A 16249-nucleotide genomic window follows, 5' to 3' on the forward strand; every position below is an offset into this window, starting at 1 on the left:
CGGCGCCGGTGTCATCCTTTGTCCGTCCCCGACAGGTCCTGGCGCCGGCTTGCGTCACTTCGTCCGCCGTGGTCTGTGCGCTCAAACAGACGTTTGACGGGAGGGTCGGATGAAGGCGGCGGTCTACTACGAGAACGGCGGTCCCGAGGTGTTCCGCTACGAGGACGTTCCCGACCCCGAATGCCACCGCAAGGGGATCATCGTCCGCGTCGAGGCCGTCTCCATCGAGGGCGGCGACACCCTGAACCGCTTCCGGGGCCAGCTGGTCACCCGGCCGCACATCGTCGGCTACCAGGCCGCCGGCGAGGTGGTGCAGGTGGGCGAGGAGGTGGAGACGATCCGCGTTGGCCAGAAGGTGGTCACCACCGGCTCGCACGGCAGCCACGCGGAGCTGCGCGCCGTGCCCGCCCGCACCGCCTGGGTGATCCCTGACGGCATGGACGTGAAGCAGGCCGCCTGCATCCCCGTGCCGTTCGGGACGGCCGACGACTGCCTGTTCGAGTTCGGCCGCATGAAGAAGGGCGAGATCGTCCTGGTGCAGGCCGGCGCCTCCGGGGTCGGCGTGGCCGCGATTCAGCTCGCCGCCCGGGCCGGCGCGTCGATGGTGCTGGCCACCGCGTCCTCCGACGAGCGCCTGGAGCGGCTGAAGCCGCTCGGCCTGACCCACGGCATCAACTACCAGCGCGACAACGTCGTGCAGGAGGTCATGCGCCTCACGGACAAGCACGGCGCCGACGTGATCGTCGACAGCGTGGGCGGCCCCACCCTGCAGTCCTCGATCCTCAGCCTGGCCTATCGCGGCCGGGTCTCCATGGTCGGGCAAGCCGGCCGGGAGCCGATGAAGGTGGACGTGGGCACCATGATGGGCGGCAACCGGTCGCTGTCCGGCGTCTTCCTCGGCGCGGAGATCAACACCGACCGGGTGCATGACAACATCCAGCGGCTGATCGGCGACGTGCACCGCGGCGAGCTGAAGGTGCTGATCGACCGCGAGTTCAGCCTGGCCGACGCGGCCGAGGCCCACCGCTACATCGAAAGCCGCCAGGCCGTCGGCCGCGTGCTGCTGATCCCGTAAGGAGACCTGAAGAGATGTCCCGACTCTCCGGCCGCACGGCCGTCATCACCGGCGCGGCGAGCGGCATCGGCCGCGCCGCCGCCATCCTGTTCGCCAAGGAAGGCGCCAGCGTGCTCTGCGTCGACCGCGCCGGGACGGTGGACGAGACCGCCGCCGCGATCACCGCCGCGGGCGGCCGTGCGGCGGCCATGACCGGCGACGCCGGAGACGAGGACTGCGTCCGCGAGTACATCGCCCGCGCGCAGAGCGAGTTTGGCGGGCTGGACGTGGTGTGGGCCAACGCCGGCATCTCCGGCGGCTGGGTGGACTACCAGGACCAGGACGCCGCCCACTGGGCCGAGATCCTGCGGATCAACCTGATCGGCGCCTTCCTGGCGGTGAAGCACGCCTCGGCGGTGATGATCCCCAAGGGCAAGGGCTCGATCATCCTGACGGCTTCGGTGGCGGGTATCCGATCCGGCGCGGGCGGCTCGCCCTATTCGGCGTCCAAGGCGGGCGTGATCAGCCTGGCCCAGACCGCCTCGAACGAGTTCTACGGCACAGGCGTGCGGGTCAACGCCATCGCGCCGGGCCTGATCGAGACCGGCATGACCAAGGCGATCTTCGACGGCGCCCGGGCGCGCGGCAATGAGGACAAGATCGGCCAGCTGAACCCGCTGACGCGCTACGGCGTGCCCGACGAGATCGCCTACGCCGCCCTCTTCCTGGCCTCGGACGAGAGCTCCTACGTGAACGGCCAGACCATCGCCGTGGACGGCGGCCTGTCGACCTCGCACCCGGTGGTGCGCCGCAAGCGGTGATCTACCTCGTCCGCCACGGCCAGACCGAGTTCAACCGGGCCCGGCGGCTGCAGGGCCATGTGGATTCCCCGCTGACCGACCTGGGCGTGCGCCAGGCCCAGGCGGTGGCCAGGCTGCTGAAGGACCTCACCCGGGGCGAGACGGGCTGGCGGGTGATCTCCAGCCCGCTCGGGCGCGCCCGGCGCACGGCCGAGTCCGTTGGCGAGGCGCTGGGGGCGAAGGTCGAGGAGGACGCGCGCCTGATCGAGGTCTCCTGGGGCGACTGGGACGGGCGGCTGCGCAGCGAGCTGGAGGCGGCGCATCCGGAGGCCTTCGGCCGCTCCGGCTGGGCCTTCGACGCGCCCACCGGCGAAAGCTACGAGGCGGTCTGCGCCCGGATGGCCGACTGGCTGGAGAGCCTGCCGCCTGAGCCTGAGCGCCGGATCGTGGCGGTCAGCCACGGCGTGGCCGGCCGGGTGCTGCGCGGGGTGTACGCCCAAATGACCCGCGACCGGACGGTCGAGCAGGATGTGCCCCAGGACGCCGTCTATCGGCTGAGCGGCGGCGCCATCGCCCGCATCGACTGCGAGCCGGTGGCGTGAAGCCCTCTCCCGCGAGCGGGAGAGGGTTGGGTGAGGGCGGCTCCGAAGCACGATCGGGCGCGGGCGTTGAACCGGTGCGCACGGGTCCAACCGGAGCGCCACCACAGAAGTCCTGCACCGCCCTCACCCCACCCCTCTCCCGCCCGCGGGAGAGGGAGAACGCGACATCGGCGGCTCCGCGACAGGATCCTAAGCCCTCTCCCGCGAGCGGGAGAGGGAATTCTTAGTGCACCGAGCCGCGGCGCAGGCGGAGCCGGGGCATCGACACGGGGCGCTCGGGCTTCAGCCAGTGCATCATCGCCAGGACCGCCACGGTGACCACCGCGCCGAGCGCGAAGGCGCCCGCCGCGGCCATGGACACGCCGGCCGGGCCGACGCTCATCGGCCGGGGCTCCATCCAGTGGACGACCTCTCCGTTCGGCTCGTTCGGCAGGACGTCGTCCCAGTCCTCGTGCTCGCTCATGGCGCCGCCTCCGCTGTGGCTGTCTCGACTGCCGTCAACCCCCGCGCATGGCAGGGGTTCCTTTCGGCGGCTGCTCAGGGGTAGAAGCGGCGCGACACCATCCCTTTCGGGCTGCCGACGACGGACCATGGCCGGACACTCAAAGTTCAAGAACATCATGCACCGCAAGGGCCGCGCCGACAGCGCCCGGTCCAAGCTGTTCTCCAAGCTCTCGCGCGAGATCACCGTGGCGGCCAAGTCGGGCCTGCCCGATCCCGCCATGAACCCGCGCCTGCGCCTGGCCGTGGCCAACGCCAAGGCCGAGTCCATGCCCAAGGACAACATCGACCGGGCGATCAAGAAGGCGGTCGGCGGGGACGCCGAGACCTACGAGGAGATCCGCTACGAGGGCTTCGGCCCGGGCGGCGTGGGCGTGATCGTCGAGGTGCTGACCGACAACCGCAACCGCGCGGCGGCCAACGTGCGCTCGATCTTCTCCAAGCACGGCGGCAACCTGGGGGAGACGGGCGCCGTCTCCTTCATGTTCGATCGGGTCGGCCAGATCGTCTATCCGGCGGCCGTCGGGTCCGAGGACGCCATCATGGAGGCCGCCGTCGAGGCCGGCGCCGAGGACGTGGAGTCCGACGAGGAGAGCCACACCATCTACACCGCCTTCGCCGACCTGAACGAGGTGGCGCAGGCGCTGGAGGCCAAGCTTGGCGAGGCCAAGTCCACGGCGATCGCCTGGCGGCCCAAGTCGCGGACCCCGGTGGAAGGCGACGCGGTCGCCACCCTGATGAAGCTGATCGACGGGCTCGACGACGACGACGACGTCCAGAACGTCTGGTCGAACGAGGACATCGCGGCCGACGAACTCGAGCGGCTGGCGGGCTGACCGGTGGCGCGCAAGGAGGATCCCCGCGTCACCGACCTGGCCCGCTACCGCCGAGCCCGGGAGCAGGCGCGCCGCCGGCCGCCGCCGCCGCCCCGCCAGCAGGCGCCGAACGCGTCCTTCCTCGGCCCGCGCAAGAACGCCGGGCTGATCCTGGCGCTGGTCCTGCTCGTGCTGCTGGCCCTGACCGTCGGGCCGACGTTCCTCTAGCGGCCGGCGCAACCGAACCGTTCGTGACGCTTTTGTGAACCCGCCATGGACGGCTGGTCAGACGTCTTCACCGACTTCGTGCTTCCGATCGTGGGCGCCCTCTTCGCCGGGGCGCTGATCGGCTTCGAGCGCGAGTACCGCGGCCGGCCGGCCGGCTTGCGCACCCACATCCTGGTCAGCCTGGCCTCGGCCTTCCTGATGCTGGCCGCGGTGCACCAGATGCGCTGGCTCTCCGACACCCCAGCCGACGTGATCCGCATCGATCCGGTTCGGATGGCGCACGGCATCCTGACCGGCATCGGCTTTCTGTGCGGCGGGGTGATCTTCCGCCACGGCCTGTCGGTCCACGGCCTGACCACCGCGGCGTCGCTGTGGATCACCTCGGCGCTCGGGACCCTCTACGGCGTGGGCTTCTACGGCCTGGCGATCAGCGGCACGGTCGCGACCTTCGTCGTGCTGACGGTCCTGCGGTGGGTGGACAAGAAGATGCCCAAGACGACGATCATGGACGTGGAGGTTCGCTATCGCCGGGCGGACCAGGCGCCGGAAGCCGAGTTCGTCGCCCTTGTGCGCGAACTGGGCTTCGAGCCGGCCACCATTGGCCACAAGCTGCTGCACCGGGGCGAGCTGATCGAACTCTACACGACGCTGCACGGGTCCAACGCCATGAAGGCCGCGGCGCTTTCGCAGCGCCTCTGTGCCGACGATCGCGTGATGGAGTTCGAGGTCAACCCGCGCGCCGACTAGTCAGCCGCGTCCCGTCCCGCCGAGGTTCTTGCGCAGGATCGCCCAGATGATCAGCAGGAAGGCGGCCAGGCGCAGCAGGTAGATGGGCGCCTGGCTCTCGCTGGGAATGCCGGTCAGCATGGGCAGCGGCTGGGCGATCGCCAGCAGCACGAAGGCCGCCGCGAAGGCGGCGAACAGGCCGTCGCCGGTCCGACGCCAGAAGCGCAGGAAGAACAGCGCCGCCATCAGGAAGCCGCCGGTGAGCAGGCCGTTGATGAAGCCCCAGACCTCAGGGCTCTCGTTCGGGATCACTGTTCGGTCTCCCAAACGAAGCCGTAGAGCAAGACCGCCAGCGCCAGGCCGGAGCTGAGCTGCCGCGCCGGGGTCAGGTAGACGTCAGGGAAGACGACCATGTCGGCCACCAGGAACAGGTTGTTCACGGCCAGGAAGCCGAAGCTGGCCGCGGTCCACAGCAGCAGGCGCGAGCGACTTCGCCGCCAGGCGCGGAACAGCAGGACCGCGCAGACCACGCTGGTGGCCAGGCACAGGAGGTAGACGGCGGCGGGCGCCCAGTCGCTCATTTCCCATCCCCCCGGAACTTGAACGCATCGGCCAGGCCCTGCAGCGGGCTGGCCGGTTTGGCGATGAGGTTGATCACGGCCACTGGCCGCTCGCGGTAGGCCGCCTCCAGGCGGTCGCAGAGTTCCGCCAGGAGCGGACCGGCCGGGGCGAAGGCGTAGCAGCCGGCGTCGTCGCGCCGCACCAGCCCGCCGCGGTCGAAGCGGGCGAGGTTGTCCTGCACCACCGATTGGCTGGCGCGCAGCTCGCGCACCAGGTCCGCCGGCTCCCAGCACCGATCGGGATCCCGCCGGAGCAGCAGCAGCAGCTCGAGCGCCCAGACCGAGCGCACGTGCTCGCGCACGAACTCCAGCATTTCGGGGTCTGAGGCCAAGATGCGCCCTTCGCTGAACAGCGGCCGGACCGTACCGGCTGGGCCGTGGCGATCAAGCTTGGCCATGCGAATTTTGTCGCAGGCTTGGCCCGGCCGCGGCTCTGTGGGCACACTGAACATCGACAACAAATCAGGGGGAGAACCATGATCGTCCGCACCAGCGTGGCCGCCGCCGCCGCGCTTTCGCTCACCGCGGGGGCCGCGCAAGCCGCCGAGTTCGTCGCCATCCCGCTGGAGACGGTGGTGGACGCCCCGGCCGACGTGGTCTGGAAGAAGGTGGGCGGCTGGTGCGACATCGGAACCTGGATGAAGACCAGCTGCACGGTCTCCGGCGGCGATGGCGTCGGCTCCGTGCGCCGCATCGCCGACCGAGTGGACGAGCTGCTGGTGGCCAAGACCGCCTGGTCCTACACCTACAGCCAACCCAAGAGCCCCATCGACTACCACGGCACGGTGGAGGTCCGGCCGGAGGGCAAGGGCAAGTCGCGCCTGCTCTACACCCTGGTCTACGACGTGGAGCCGCTGAAGACGCCCGAGGCCAAGGCCGCCGACAAGGAGCGCCGGACGAAGATGTTCACCGGCGTGCTGCAGACCATGAAGGGCATCGCCGAAGCCAAGTGAGCCCCTGGGCCAGCGGCCTTGCCGCTGGCTTTTCATCACGCGATGAATTATAACGGCGTTCGTCCGACACATCGGAGGCCCCGATGGACGCGCTTGCCCGACCGATCGTTCCGCCCGTGCCAAAGGTGCATGCGCGGCCGGTGAACCCGCTGCAGCTGATCTGGGGGATGTCGACCAATCCCCTCACCGTCTGGAGCGAGCAGGACTTCGAGATCCTGGTGCAGAAGAACCAGGTGCTCGGCCGGGAGAACTGGCTGGTGAACGATCCGGCGTGGGTTCGCCACGTGATGCACGAGGCCATGCCGCGCTACCGCCGCCCGCTGGCCTCGGCCCGCCCGGTGCGGCCGGTGACGGGCGACGGCGTGCTGCTGGCTGAGGGCGGGGAGTGGCGGCGGCAGCGCAAGATGCTCGCCCCGGTGTTCACGCCGGCTCACGTGGGCCTGATGCTGCCGCACTTCCAGGCCGCGGCCGAGGGCCTGGTGCGCCGCCTGCAGGGCGCGGCGACGGCGAACCTGTCGGCGGCCTTCCACGCGGCCACCATCGACGCGGTGCTGCGGGCCCTCTTCTCCCTGTCCGACGGCGCCGACCGGGCGGACATCGCCCGCCTTGCCCGGGGCTATATCGAGCGGGCCGGCCGGCCGAACATCTTCGACGGCTACGCCCGCAGCCACGAGGACTTCGGCTTTGCGCTCGCCAGCCGGCGGCGTTTCCAGCGGCGCTGGACCGCGGCCGTGGATGGCGTCGTGGCGGCGCGCAGGTCGGCCGCGCGCGCCGGGCCGCACCGCGACCTGCTCGACCTGCTGCTCGCCGCTCGTGACGAGGACGGACGCCCGCTGCCCGACGCCGAGGTCCGCGACCAGGCCGCCACCCTGCTGTTCGCCGGCTTCGAGACCACCTCGCGGCTGCTGTTCTGGGCCGCCTGGCTGCTCAGCCTGGACACCCTGGAGCAGGATCGCCTCCGGGCCGAGGTGCGCGCCTTCCCGCCGGAGCGGGTGACCCGCCTGGAGGACCTGGAGCACTGGCCGAGGTTGCGCCTGGTGCTGCTGGAGACCCTGCGGCTCTATCCGCCGGTCGTCTTCCTGCTCCGCGAGGCGGTCGAGCCGGACGAGATCGACGGCCAGGCGGTGAGCCCCGGGGCGCTCGTCTGGATGAGCCCGTGGGTGATCCACCGGCACCGGAAGTTCTGGGACCAGCCGGACGCCTTCATGCCCGACCGCTTCGCCGGCCAGCCGTCGCCCTGGACGGGCGCGCAGCCCTACTTTCCGTTCGGCCTGGGCCCGCGGATCTGTATTGGCGCCAGCTTCGGCCTGGCCGAGGCGCAGATCGTGCTGGCGTCGCTGCTTTCGCGGTTCGAGATCGGCCTGTCGTCGTCGCGTCCCGTGCTGCCGGTCGGCGCGGTGACCACGCGGCCCGACCACGAGCCGCTGTTCCGCCTGGCGCGGGCCTAGGCGCGCAGCAGGGCGCGGACCTCGCCGGCGAAGGCCACCGGGTCGAACGGCTTGGTGAGCACGCCGGCGGCGCCCGCTTCGATGAGCGGCCGGTGCTCGGCGGCCTGCGCCCGGGCCGTGACGAAGATCGCCGGGGTGCCGGCGTGGCCGTCCACCTTGCGCAGCTCGGCCAGCGTCGCAGGGCCGTCCATGTGCGGCATCATCACGTCCAGCAGGAAGACGTCCGGCGTGAAGCCGCCGCCCCGCACCAGGTCGACGGCGGTGGCCCCGCTGTCGGCGATCCGGACCTCGATGTCGGGATCCAGGCCCAGGGCCAGTTCGGCCACCTCGCGGATGAACTCGTCGTCGTCCACATAGAGCACCTTGAGCGCGCCCATCACGCCGTCTCCTTCGGGGCGGCGAGCGCCCGCACCGTATTGGCCAGGGCGTCGAAGCTGACCCGCGATTTGGTCAGCACCGCCTGCACCTGACCGACCATTTGCTCGTCGATCTCCTGGCCGGAATACACGATCACGGGCGTCTGCAGGCCGTCGCCGTTTATGTCGGGGAGCAGGTCGAGGCCGGAACCGTCCGGCAGGCCCACGTCCAGGATGACCAGGTCCGGCCGCCGGAGCTGGATGGCGCGCCGGGCCGCCGACAGGGTCACCGCCGTGCGCACCCGGCCTGCGCCGGCCAAGGACGCGCGCACCACCTCGGCCAGGTCGGCGTCGTCGTCCACGTGCAGGATGTCGAGGTCGCGGCGCCCGGCGATCGCCGCCGAAACGGCGTCGCGCAGCCGCACCAGGTCCACAGGCTTCACGATCCAGTCGGCCACCGACACGCTGCTCAGACCCGCCAGGGCGTCGCCGGTGACCACCACCACCGGCAGGCGCCGATGCTCCACGTCCTCGCGCAGCCGGCGCACCAGGCTGAGCCCGTCGCCGTCCGGCAGGTGCAGGTCCAGCACCAGGGCGTCGAAGCTCGCGGCCGTCAGCGCCCGCTCGGCCTCGGCGATGGTGCGCGTGCGCTCCACCTGGAAGCCGTCCAGGGCCAGGCCCGCGCCGATCACCTCGGCGGCGTGGTCGTCGTCCTCGCACAGCAGCACCCGCCCCTGCCGGGGCTCGCCGCCCGCCGCCGCGCCCATGGGCAGCTCGAGCAGGAAGCAGGCGCCGGCGCTGCTGCTTTCGGCCAGCCGCAGCACGCCGCGGTGCCGCTCCGCAATCTCGCGCGAGATCGCCAGGCCAAGGCCCGAGCCGCCCGCGCTGCGCTGCGACGAGCCGTCGGCCTGGGCGAACCGGCCGAACAGCGACGCCTGGAATTCTTCCGGCACGCCCGGGCCCTGGTCCTCGACCTTGACGCAGGCGCGGCCGCGGATCTCCGCCACGGTCATGGTGACCACCCCGCCCTCCGGCGAGAACTTCACCGCATTGGAGAGCAGGTTCGAGAGAATCTGGATCAGCCGGTCGAAGTCGCCGATCACCGGCAGGGGCGCCTGCGGCCCCTTCAGCTCGATGCGCACCTGGCGCTCGGCGGCGAAGCCGCCCAGCCCCTCCGCCGCCCGCTCGGCCGCCTCCCGCAGGTCCAGCGGCCGCATGTCGAAGGCGATCTTGCCCGAGGAGATCTTCTGGATGTCCAGCAGGTCGTTGATCAGCCGCACCAGCCGGTCGCACGAGGTGCGCGCGATGTAGATCAACCGTCGCGCCTTGTCGGGCAGCTCGCCCGCCGCGCCTGCGTCCAAGAGACCGAGCGAGCCCGCAATGGAGGTCAGCGGCGTGCGCAGTTCGTGGCTGACCGTGGAGACGAACTCGTCCTTGAGCCGCTCGGCGGTCTTGCGTTCGGTGACGTCGCGGATCGCCGCCACGATGTGGGTCCCGTCGCCCAGCTTCATGGCGCCCAGGGCGATCTCGGCGGGGAAGGTCGTGCCGTCGCTGCGCCGGCCCGTGAACTCGCGCGCAACGCCCAGGCCGCGGTTGCCGTCCAGGCCCAGCCGCTGGAGGAACAGGCCTTCGCCGGGCGCCAGGTCGACCAGCAGGGAGGAATCCCGGCGCACCAGCTCCTCGCGCGAATAGCCGAACATCCGCTCCGCCGCGGTGTTGATGGTCTCGATCGTGCCGCTGGGGTTCAGGGTCACGATGGCGTCCATGGTGCTCTCGAAGATCGCCTCGCGGCGGGCCGACTGCTGCTCCAGCGCCTGGACCACGGCTTCCCGGCTGCGGTTCTGCCGACGGACGAGCAGGGCGGCGGCGATGAGGTTGGCCAGCACCAGGGCGAGCAGGATCGTGCTGACCAGTTCCGCCTGGCGCTCGCGGCGCATGGCCGCCGCCTGGCGCTCGCGCAGGGCCGCGGCCTCGGCCTGCATCATCTCGGCGACGGTGTCGCGGATGGCGTCCATCGCCCGCTTGCCGCGGCCGGTGGCCACCTGCGCCGCCGCCGCGTCCAACCCGACCCGGCGGCGAAGGCCGATGCCCTCCGCCATGTGGTCGGCCTTGAGCGCGATCTGCTGCTTGAGCCTGACCACCCGCCCGCTCTGCGCTGGCGAAGCCGAAAGCTCGCGCTCGAGCGTTTGCATCTGGTCCTGCAGACCCGCCATGGCGGCGCCGTAGGGCTCCAGGAACTCCTCCTGCCCGGTGATCACATAGCCGCGGGCGCCGGTCTCGGCGTCCTGCAGCAGGGAGAACACCCGCTGGATCTGCGCCTGGCGCTCGAACGACCTCTCCTCGGCCGCGCGGGTGACCGCCACGCCATGCAGGCTGGCCATCATCACCACCGCGGCCAGCAGGACGAGCGCCGGCGCGAGGACCAGGGCGAGCACCGTCGGCACACGATAGCCGCCCCTTCCGGAGCGCCCCTGGGTCGCTGAACCCGTCGCCGTCATGTCCGCTCCGCTCCCCTCAAGCCGCTCCACATAGCGGCTCGCCCGGCGGCGGACCTTGGGACACTTCGGCGCGGGGCGGAAGCGTCTGTCAGCCGACGGACGTCAGTTGGGGATCGGCGCCTGGTCCTTGGGTCCCTCGCGCACCTCGGCCATGGCGTCGGACGAGCTCTTGGTCGCCGTGGCGGCCGCCGCCGCCTCCTGGCGCTTGCTCTCGTCCAGCACCACCGCCGACACGGCCTTGTTCTCGGGCGTGTTTCGGGCGCTGCCGCCGACGCTGTTGCAGGCGGCGAGCGGCAGGAGGACGGCGAGGACGAGCAGGGACGGGCGCAGCATGGCGAGGCTCCTTCAGCCTGCCAACGCGGAACCGCCCCTCCAGGCTCCCTCAGGCCGCCAGGCCGAACCGCCAGGGCGCCTGCCGCCCCTGGGCGGCGGCTAGCTGGGCCTCGACGAAGGACCAGTTGGCCACGTTGTCGAACCAGCGCTCGAGGAATCCTTTCCGATCCTGCTTGTAGTCAAGGTAGTAGGCGTGCTCCCACAGGTCGCAGACCAGCAGGGGCGCCTGGGGCTTGTGGGCCAGGGTCTCGCCGTCATGGGTGTCGACGACCGCCAGGCGTCCGTCTTCCACGACCAGCCACACCCAGCCTGACGCGAAGTGGTCGGCGCCGACCTGCACGAACCTGGCGCGCAGGCCGTCCAGCCCGCCGAACGCCTCTTGCGCCAACCTGGCCAGCTCACCGGCAGGCTGCCCGCCCTGCGGGCTCATACAGGTCCAGAAGAACGCGTGATTCCAGGCTTGGCCGGCGTTGTTGAGCAGCTTGCGCTCGCCCTGCGCCTCGGCCTGAGCGATGATCTCCTCCAGGCTCGCGCCCGCCAGGCCCTTCTCCACCGCCAACTGGTTGGTCACGTCCACGTACTTGGCATGGTGCTTGTCGTGGTGCGTGCGCATGGTGGTCGCTGAGACGGTCGGCTCCAGCGCCTCGTAGGCATAGGGCAGCGGCGGCAGCTTGATCATCGCCAGGGTCCTTGAAGTTCGGGGGTTCGCCCCTCAACCCCCTGCCGGCTGCGCCCGTTCCTCCGTCACGAACGCAAGGACGCGTGAGAACGCCTCGTCCGGCGACAGGCCGGTGGTGTCGAACCGCAGGGTGGCGTCTCCACCGCGGTCGATCAGCATGCGGCCGGTGCGGGCGCCGGTGAACTGGGCGGGGTCGGTCAGCTTGCGCCGGGCGGCCCGCTCGGGCGAGGCGATCCGGCGGTCCAGCTCGTCGGCCTGGCAGTCCAGCACGACCACCAGCAGGCGCGCGCCGCGCTGTCGGGCGAGATCCGCCCAGGCGTCCCAGTTCTCATTGCCCCAGTCGCTGTCGGTCATGTGGGCGTTGGTGACCACCACCGGCGTCAGCGGCGGCAGTTCGAGCACCCGCTGGAAGGCGATCACCCGCACCGCGCGCAGGGTCTCGAAGTAGGCGGGCGACTTCATCTCGGTGAGCGCCAGGGCGAGATTGTAGATCGAGTGGTTGTCCACCAGCTTGCCGCCGATCGCCTCGGCGAGCCGCCGGCCCAGCGTCAGCTTGCCGGCGCCCGGGTAGCCGTTGATGTGGATCAGCACGGACATGTACCGCCAGCCTCCCCGAGCGGCGTGCGGCGACCTCCCTCGCGGAGGGTCCCGGGCTTCAATTCCACGGCGGATGCGAGCCTTTCGGCCAGGCTCAGTCAAGCACCGCCTTCGGCGGCCGCTGCGCGGCGCGCGCGGCGCGCGCGTCCTTGAGTGAGCCTGGCCGAAAGGCAGACTGGCAGCCATGGAATTAAAGGCTATGGGTGCGCCATGCGCACTCTCCTGCTCGTGGCGGCGCTGGCCGCCGCCACCCCCGCCGCCGCCCAGTCCGTCTCCTCGGCGCCGATCGCCCCGGAGAAGCTTTCCGAGCACACCCGCATCCTCGCCGGCCCCGATTTCCACGGCCGGGCGCCCGGCGGCCCCGGCGAGCAGCCGACGCTCGACTACATCGTCGGCCAGTTCAAGGCGCTGGGCCTGCAGCCGGCTGGCGACAAAGGCGGCTGGACCCAGGCCGTGCCGCTGCTGCGCACCCGCGTCACCGACGCCCGCGTGACGCTGGCGACCCGCGGGGGCGCGCAGCCGCTCGCCCAGTTCAAGGAGGTCCGCCTCCACGCGCTGCGCCCCGACCCGAAGGTCAGCGTCGCCAAGGCGCCCCTGGTGTGGGTGGGCTACGGCGTCAGCGCCAAGGAGCGCGGCTGGGACGACTTCAAGGGCGTCGACCTGAAGGGCAAGGTCGCGGTGATGCTCATCAACGACCCGGACTTCGAGGCGAAGCCGGGCGAGCCGGTGGCCGGCAAGTTCGGCGGCCAGGCGGCCACCTACTACGGGCGCTGGACCTACAAGTACGAGGAAGCCGTGCGCCAAGGCGCGGTGGGCGCCCTGATCATCCACGAGACCGCCGGCGCGGCCTACGGCTGGAACACCGTGGCCGCCTCCAACGGCGAGAGCTACGACGTGCAGCGCGCGGACCCGGCGAAGGACAAGCTGGCCTTCGAAGGCTGGATCACCCGCGAGACGGCTGTGGACCTGTTCCGCAAGGCCGGGCTGGACCTCGAGGCCGAGAAGGCCCGCGCCCGCACCGCCGCCTTCATGCCAGTCGAGCTGAAGGGCGCGGCGATCTCGGTGGACCTGGCCGTCGAGTCCGAGAAGCTGATGAGCCGCAACGTGCTGGCCGCCCTCCCCGGCAAGACCCGGCCGCAGGAGAGCATCATGTACGCGGCCCACTGGGACGGCTACGGCGAGGGCCCGCCGGACGCGCAGGGCAATGTCATCCGGCCCGGCGCCCTCGACGACGCGATCGGCGTGGGCGGGGTGATCGAGATCGCCCGCGCCTTCAAGGCCGGCCCGCAGCCGGACCGCACCATTGTCTTCGCCGCCTGGACCGCCGAGGAGCGCGGCCTGTTGGGCTCGGAATACTATGCGCAGAAGCCGAGCTATCCGCTGGAGACCAGCGTCGCCAACTTCACGCTCGACGTGCTGCAGCCGCTGGGGCCCGCGAAGGACGTGGTGCTGGTGGGCGCCGGCCAGAACGAGCTGGAGCAGCATCTGGCCCGCGCCGCCGCGAAACAGGGCCGCACCGTCACGCCGGACGCCCACCCGGAGCGGGCGCTGTTCTATCGGGCCGACCACTTCTCGGTGGCCAAGCGCGGCGTCCCGACCCTGCTGCTGATGGCGCTGGGCGGCGCGCCCGACCTGGTGCAGGGCGGCCGCGCGGCTGGCGACCGCTGGGTCGCCGACTACACCGCCCGCTGCTACCACCTCACCTGCGACGCTTGGAGCAAGGACTGGGACCTGCGCGGCGCGGCGCAGGACGTCGCCCTGGTCTACGAGGCCGGGCGTGCGCTGGCGTTCTCCCGCGAATGGCCGCAGTGGAACCCATCGTCGGAGTTCAAGGCGCTGCGCGAGCAGTCGGCGGCCAGGCGGAACTAGGCGCGGGAAAAGCGCCGTGGCCGGACGCGGGGTTCGTGGGTTCGCGCCCGACCACGGCTGAAGGCCTGATCCGGCCGCCTGCCGCCCTCGCCCCTTGGGGCGGGCGCGGACGGCACGGCGGCCGGCGGGCGCCGGCCCGGGGAGGAAGACCGGCGCGTCAGGCCCGGTTTCAGGACCCGATCAGGAAGGCGACTGCGCCGAACATCGACGCGATGACCAGGCAGAGGACGGGAAGGGACCGCCAGAGCCATTCCGGCAAGGCCCTCTCGCGCCGCTCGTCACCGGTCACCGTGGGTTCGCTCCGCTCGGCCAGCGGCGCGACCCTGCTCTTCTCGCCCGGCCGCCGGTGTGACCGGCGTCACAGACTACCGCCGGTTGCAATCCACCGCTCAACCGCCACCATGACGTGTTCCCGTTCCGCCGCCGTCAAGGCCTGGCCGGCGGGGATGGCATGCCATTTGGCCAGGCATCCACGGCAGCAGGTGGCGGTGGCGTGCTGCGCCAGGAAGACCGGGTGGCCGCGCATCGGCGTCTGCCTGCCGTCATTGGCCGGCTCGGCGGGCGCCAGGCGGCGATCGACGAAGTCGCGGCCGTGCGCCAGCACGGTCTCCAGCCCCTTGGCGTCGAGATAGGCCTGCTCCTTCGGCCCCAGCCGGAAGCGGCGGCGGAAAGCGGAGCCACGCAGCGCGTCGAACACCTCGTCCAAATTCCGCATGCGCCGGGCTCCTCCGGCCGTTAGATGCGTTCGAGCCGCCATGCCCGCCACCCCGCCCTTCGCCGCATCCGACGCCGACTACGAGGCCTGGGCCCGGGGCGAGGTCGCGCACTGGCGACGGGAGGTCCTGAAGCCGGCGGGCGCCCTCGACCGCGCCGCCCGCGGCGTGCAGCAGCGAATCAACCGGGTGATCCCCGAGCGGGTGCACGAGACCGTCACCGCGGTGATCGAGCGGCTGACCCGCACCATCCTCACCGGCGCGGACCTGACCACCGGGGACCCGCTGCACGGGGTCGCCCTGGCCGAGCGCGACCGCCGCGCCCGGGCGGCCATCGAAGGCTATCGCACCGCGGCGGCCGTGGAGGGCGGCGTGACCGGCGCCGGGGGCTTCTGGATGGCGATGGCCGACTTCCCGGCCCTCCTGACGCTGAAGATCAAGCTGTTGTTCGACCTTTCCGCCGTCTATGGGCGCGACACCGAGGCGTTCGGGGAGCGCCTGTTCCTGCTGCACGTCTTCCAGCTGGCCTTCTCGGGCGCGGGGCGGCGCGCCGACGTGCTGCAGGCTCTCGACGGCTGGGACGCCCGCGAGCACCCGGCCTCCCTCGACGGCTTCGACTGGCGCCGCTTCCAGCAGGAGTACCGAGACTATATCGACCTGGCCAAGCTCGCCCAGATGCTGCCGGTGATCGGCGCGCCGGTGGGGGCGGTCGTCAACTGGCGGCTGACCGAGCGGCTCGGCGAGACCGCCATCAACGCCTACCGGCTGCGGGCGCTCGCATGAGGGCCCTGCTCGCCCTCGCGGCCGTCCTGCTGACCGCCGCCAGCCCCGCGCGGATCACCGACGCGGGCGCCCGCGCCTTCGTGGCCAGGCTGGAGCGGGCCTGGAACGCGGGCGACCTGGCCGCCTGGGCCTCGCTGCACACGGCGGACGCGCGGTTCACAGACCAGACCCGCACCGGCAAGGGCGAGATCGTCGCCTACGGGACCAGCACGCTCGCCCAGGCCCGCACGCAGGCTGGCCGGGCGATGTCAAAGTCGCAGGTCCGCGAGGGCGGACAGGTCGAGCGGGTGGAGGTCGCTCCCGACGGCCGTTCGGCCCAGGTCACCGTCCGCAAGGTCACCCGCATCGTGGGCGCGGGGGGCGAGCGGCGCTCGTGCGCCGTGAGCGTTCAGAGCCTCGTGCTCAGCGGCGGCGCGCTGCGGTCTCGCGGCCGGGTGGACACGCTCTACCGCTGTCCGCGCTGAGCCCGGCCGGGAGGACCGTCCCGTCACGTGCAGCTGCTGGCGATAGCCAGCAGGCCGCCCAGCAGGCCGCAGAGCGCCAGAGCGCCCAAGAAGTCGGCCCAGACGATCCGCCGCCAGCCGTCGTCGTCCTGCATGGCGGCCGCCTCTACGCTAGGCGGCGTGTCGCGATCGCTCGGCAACATGACCCTCACGCTCCCGCTCAGCGCCTTG

General features: G+C 71.7%; 22 protein-coding genes. 11 read left to right on the top strand and 11 right to left on the bottom strand.

Annotated elements, in window-relative coordinates; translation table 11 throughout:
• Positions 1–109 precede the first annotated feature (109 nt).
• From VIL67_RS01425 to VIL67_RS01435, 3 genes are read left to right on the top strand one after another with little or no spacing between them, the layout of a single operon-like run.
• A complete protein-coding gene (locus tag VIL67_RS01425) occupies positions 110–1075 on the top strand; it encodes a quinone oxidoreductase family protein (protein ID WP_332047058.1) in 966 nt (321 codons plus the stop codon).
• Between the two features lie 14 nt (positions 1076–1089).
• Positions 1090–1875, top strand: a complete 786-nt coding sequence (locus VIL67_RS01430; RefSeq protein ID WP_332047059.1) for an SDR family NAD(P)-dependent oxidoreductase — start codon at positions 1090–1092, stop codon at positions 1873–1875.
• Positions 1872–2456, top strand: coding sequence for a histidine phosphatase family protein (locus VIL67_RS01435; RefSeq protein WP_332047060.1), 585 nt, complete (start codon positions 1872–1874; stop codon positions 2454–2456). Before VIL67_RS01430 ends, VIL67_RS01435 begins: the two co-directional genes overlap by 4 nt.
• 223 nt (positions 2457–2679) lie before the next feature.
• Here VIL67_RS01435 and VIL67_RS01440 read toward each other — a convergent pair whose 3' ends face one another.
• Positions 2680–2919 carry a hypothetical protein gene (locus VIL67_RS01440; protein WP_332047061.1) on the bottom strand — a complete coding sequence of 80 codons (240 nt, stop codon included), beginning with the start codon at positions 2917–2919 and terminating at the stop codon, positions 2680–2682.
• Positions 2920–3046: 127 nt separating this feature from the next.
• On the opposite strand from VIL67_RS01440, the gene VIL67_RS01445 reads away from it, so the two are divergent.
• From VIL67_RS01445 to VIL67_RS01455, 3 genes are read left to right on the top strand one after another with little or no spacing between them, the layout of a single operon-like run.
• Positions 3047–3793, top strand: a complete 747-nt coding sequence (locus VIL67_RS01445) for a YebC/PmpR family DNA-binding transcriptional regulator (RefSeq protein WP_332047062.1) — start codon at positions 3047–3049, stop codon at positions 3791–3793.
• Between the two features lie 3 nt (positions 3794–3796).
• Complete coding sequence (locus tag VIL67_RS01450) at positions 3797–4000, top strand: hypothetical protein (protein WP_332047063.1); 204 nt, start codon at positions 3797–3799, stop codon at positions 3998–4000.
• A gap of 45 nt (positions 4001–4045) precedes the next feature.
• Complete coding sequence (locus VIL67_RS01455; protein WP_332047064.1) at positions 4046–4747, top strand: MgtC/SapB family protein; 702 nt, start codon at positions 4046–4048, stop codon at positions 4745–4747.
• On the opposite strand, the gene VIL67_RS01460 is transcribed toward VIL67_RS01455, so the two are convergent.
• The 3 genes from VIL67_RS01460 to VIL67_RS01470 are packed head-to-tail and all read right to left on the bottom strand — an operon-like array spanning position 4748 to position 5744.
• Positions 4748–5038 carry a DUF5985 family protein gene (locus VIL67_RS01460; protein WP_332047065.1) on the bottom strand — a complete coding sequence of 97 codons (291 nt, stop codon included), beginning with the start codon at positions 5036–5038 and terminating at the stop codon, positions 4748–4750.
• The gene (locus VIL67_RS01465; RefSeq protein ID WP_332047066.1) at positions 5035–5307 is read right to left on the bottom strand and encodes a DUF5985 family protein; all 273 of its coding nucleotides are present in this window, start codon (positions 5305–5307) and stop codon (positions 5035–5037) included. Before VIL67_RS01465 ends, VIL67_RS01460 begins: the two co-directional genes overlap by 4 nt.
• On the bottom strand, positions 5304–5744 hold the full coding sequence (locus VIL67_RS01470; protein WP_332047067.1) for a hypothetical protein: 441 nt from the start codon (positions 5742–5744) through the stop codon (positions 5304–5306). Before VIL67_RS01470 ends, VIL67_RS01465 begins: the two co-directional genes overlap by 4 nt.
• A 78-nt stretch (positions 5745–5822) precedes the next feature.
• On the opposite strand from VIL67_RS01470, the gene VIL67_RS01475 reads away from it, so the two are divergent.
• Together VIL67_RS01475 and VIL67_RS01480 are read left to right on the top strand one after the other, a co-directional pair.
• Positions 5823–6299 (top strand): SRPBCC family protein, encoded by a 477-nt coding sequence (locus tag VIL67_RS01475; protein WP_332047068.1) that lies wholly within the window; start codon positions 5823–5825, stop codon positions 6297–6299.
• Between the two features lie 83 nt (positions 6300–6382).
• Complete coding sequence (locus VIL67_RS01480; protein WP_332047069.1) at positions 6383–7747, top strand: cytochrome P450; 1365 nt, start codon at positions 6383–6385, stop codon at positions 7745–7747.
• Here the strand turns inward: VIL67_RS01480 and VIL67_RS01485 are convergent.
• From VIL67_RS01485 to VIL67_RS01505, 5 genes are all read right to left on the bottom strand, one after another.
• Complete coding sequence (locus VIL67_RS01485; RefSeq protein WP_332047070.1) at positions 7744–8124, bottom strand: response regulator; 381 nt, start codon at positions 8122–8124, stop codon at positions 7744–7746. The genes VIL67_RS01480 and VIL67_RS01485 overlap by 4 nt on opposite strands.
• The gene (locus VIL67_RS01490) at positions 8124–10547 is read right to left on the bottom strand and encodes a CHASE3 domain-containing protein (protein WP_332047071.1); all 2424 of its coding nucleotides are present in this window, start codon (positions 10545–10547) and stop codon (positions 8124–8126) included. Before VIL67_RS01490 ends, VIL67_RS01485 begins: the two co-directional genes overlap by 1 nt.
• A 156-nt stretch (positions 10548–10703) precedes the next feature.
• The gene (locus VIL67_RS01495; protein ID WP_332047072.1) at positions 10704–10934 is read right to left on the bottom strand and encodes a hypothetical protein; all 231 of its coding nucleotides are present in this window, start codon (positions 10932–10934) and stop codon (positions 10704–10706) included.
• Positions 10935–10983: 49 nt separating this feature from the next.
• Entirely contained in the window at positions 10984–11613 is a 630-nt protein-coding gene (locus VIL67_RS01500) for a superoxide dismutase (RefSeq protein ID WP_332047073.1), read from the bottom strand.
• Positions 11614–11646: 33 nt separating this feature from the next.
• Positions 11647–12210, bottom strand: a complete 564-nt coding sequence (locus VIL67_RS01505) for a P-loop nucleotide/nucleoside kinase family protein (RefSeq protein ID WP_332047074.1) — start codon at positions 12208–12210, stop codon at positions 11647–11649.
• Between the two features lie 210 nt (positions 12211–12420).
• On the opposite strand from VIL67_RS01505, the gene VIL67_RS01510 reads away from it, so the two are divergent.
• Positions 12421–14079 carry a M28 family metallopeptidase gene (locus tag VIL67_RS01510; protein ID WP_332047075.1) on the top strand — a complete coding sequence of 553 codons (1659 nt, stop codon included), beginning with the start codon at positions 12421–12423 and terminating at the stop codon, positions 14077–14079.
• A gap of 358 nt (positions 14080–14437) precedes the next feature.
• On the opposite strand, the gene VIL67_RS01515 is transcribed toward VIL67_RS01510, so the two are convergent.
• Positions 14438–14794 carry a DUF4186 domain-containing protein gene (locus VIL67_RS01515; RefSeq protein ID WP_332047076.1) on the bottom strand — a complete coding sequence of 119 codons (357 nt, stop codon included), beginning with the start codon at positions 14792–14794 and terminating at the stop codon, positions 14438–14440.
• Positions 14795–14834: 40 nt separating this feature from the next.
• On the opposite strand from VIL67_RS01515, the gene VIL67_RS01520 reads away from it, so the two are divergent.
• Positions 14835–15575, top strand: a complete 741-nt coding sequence (locus VIL67_RS01520; protein ID WP_332047077.1) for an EcsC family protein — start codon at positions 14835–14837, stop codon at positions 15573–15575.
• Positions 15572–16039, top strand: coding sequence for a nuclear transport factor 2 family protein (locus VIL67_RS01525; RefSeq protein WP_332047078.1), 468 nt, complete (start codon positions 15572–15574; stop codon positions 16037–16039). The genes VIL67_RS01520 and VIL67_RS01525 overlap by 4 nt, the downstream gene beginning before the upstream one ends.
• Positions 16040–16062: 23 nt before the next feature.
• Here the strand turns inward: VIL67_RS01525 and VIL67_RS01530 are convergent, their stop codons facing one another.
• Positions 16063–16221 carry a hypothetical protein gene (locus tag VIL67_RS01530; protein ID WP_332047079.1) on the bottom strand — a complete coding sequence of 53 codons (159 nt, stop codon included), beginning with the start codon at positions 16219–16221 and terminating at the stop codon, positions 16063–16065.
• Between the last annotated feature and the right edge of the window lie 28 nt (positions 16222–16249).

Origin of the sequence: Phenylobacterium sp. (genome assembly GCF_036563385.1) — a bacterium.
In the GTDB taxonomy this organism is placed as follows: Bacteria; Pseudomonadota; Alphaproteobacteria; order Caulobacterales; family Caulobacteraceae; genus Phenylobacterium.

Coding starts and splice junctions, on each gene's coding strand:
- VIL67_RS01475 (WP_332047068.1), top strand. CDS start 5,823: ATGATCGTCCGCACCAGCGTGGCCGCCGCCGCCGCGCTTTCGCTCACC.
- VIL67_RS01470 (WP_332047067.1), bottom strand. CDS start 5,744: ATGGCCAAGCTTGATCGCCACGGCCCAGCCGGTACGGTCCGGCCGCTG.
- VIL67_RS01430 (WP_332047059.1), top strand. CDS start 1,090: ATGTCCCGACTCTCCGGCCGCACGGCCGTCATCACCGGCGCGGCGAGC.
- VIL67_RS01445 (WP_332047062.1), top strand. CDS start 3,047: ATGGCCGGACACTCAAAGTTCAAGAACATCATGCACCGCAAGGGCCGC.
- VIL67_RS01500 (WP_332047073.1), bottom strand. CDS start 11,613: ATGATCAAGCTGCCGCCGCTGCCCTATGCCTACGAGGCGCTGGAGCCG.
- VIL67_RS01530 (WP_332047079.1), bottom strand. CDS start 16,221: ATGTTGCCGAGCGATCGCGACACGCCGCCTAGCGTAGAGGCGGCCGCC.
- VIL67_RS01495 (WP_332047072.1), bottom strand. CDS start 10,934: ATGCTGCGCCCGTCCCTGCTCGTCCTCGCCGTCCTCCTGCCGCTCGCC.
- VIL67_RS01425 (WP_332047058.1), top strand. CDS start 110: ATGAAGGCGGCGGTCTACTACGAGAACGGCGGTCCCGAGGTGTTCCGC.
- VIL67_RS01480 (WP_332047069.1), top strand. CDS start 6,383: ATGGACGCGCTTGCCCGACCGATCGTTCCGCCCGTGCCAAAGGTGCAT.
- VIL67_RS01515 (WP_332047076.1), bottom strand. CDS start 14,794: ATGCGGAATTTGGACGAGGTGTTCGACGCGCTGCGTGGCTCCGCTTTC.
- VIL67_RS01485 (WP_332047070.1), bottom strand. CDS start 8,124: ATGGGCGCGCTCAAGGTGCTCTATGTGGACGACGACGAGTTCATCCGC.
- VIL67_RS01510 (WP_332047075.1), top strand. CDS start 12,421: ATGCGCACTCTCCTGCTCGTGGCGGCGCTGGCCGCCGCCACCCCCGCC.
- VIL67_RS01520 (WP_332047077.1), top strand. CDS start 14,835: ATGCCCGCCACCCCGCCCTTCGCCGCATCCGACGCCGACTACGAGGCC.
- VIL67_RS01525 (WP_332047078.1), top strand. CDS start 15,572: ATGAGGGCCCTGCTCGCCCTCGCGGCCGTCCTGCTGACCGCCGCCAGC.
- VIL67_RS01465 (WP_332047066.1), bottom strand. CDS start 5,307: ATGAGCGACTGGGCGCCCGCCGCCGTCTACCTCCTGTGCCTGGCCACC.
- VIL67_RS01505 (WP_332047074.1), bottom strand. CDS start 12,210: ATGTCCGTGCTGATCCACATCAACGGCTACCCGGGCGCCGGCAAGCTG.
- VIL67_RS01455 (WP_332047064.1), top strand. CDS start 4,046: ATGGACGGCTGGTCAGACGTCTTCACCGACTTCGTGCTTCCGATCGTG.
- VIL67_RS01440 (WP_332047061.1), bottom strand. CDS start 2,919: ATGAGCGAGCACGAGGACTGGGACGACGTCCTGCCGAACGAGCCGAAC.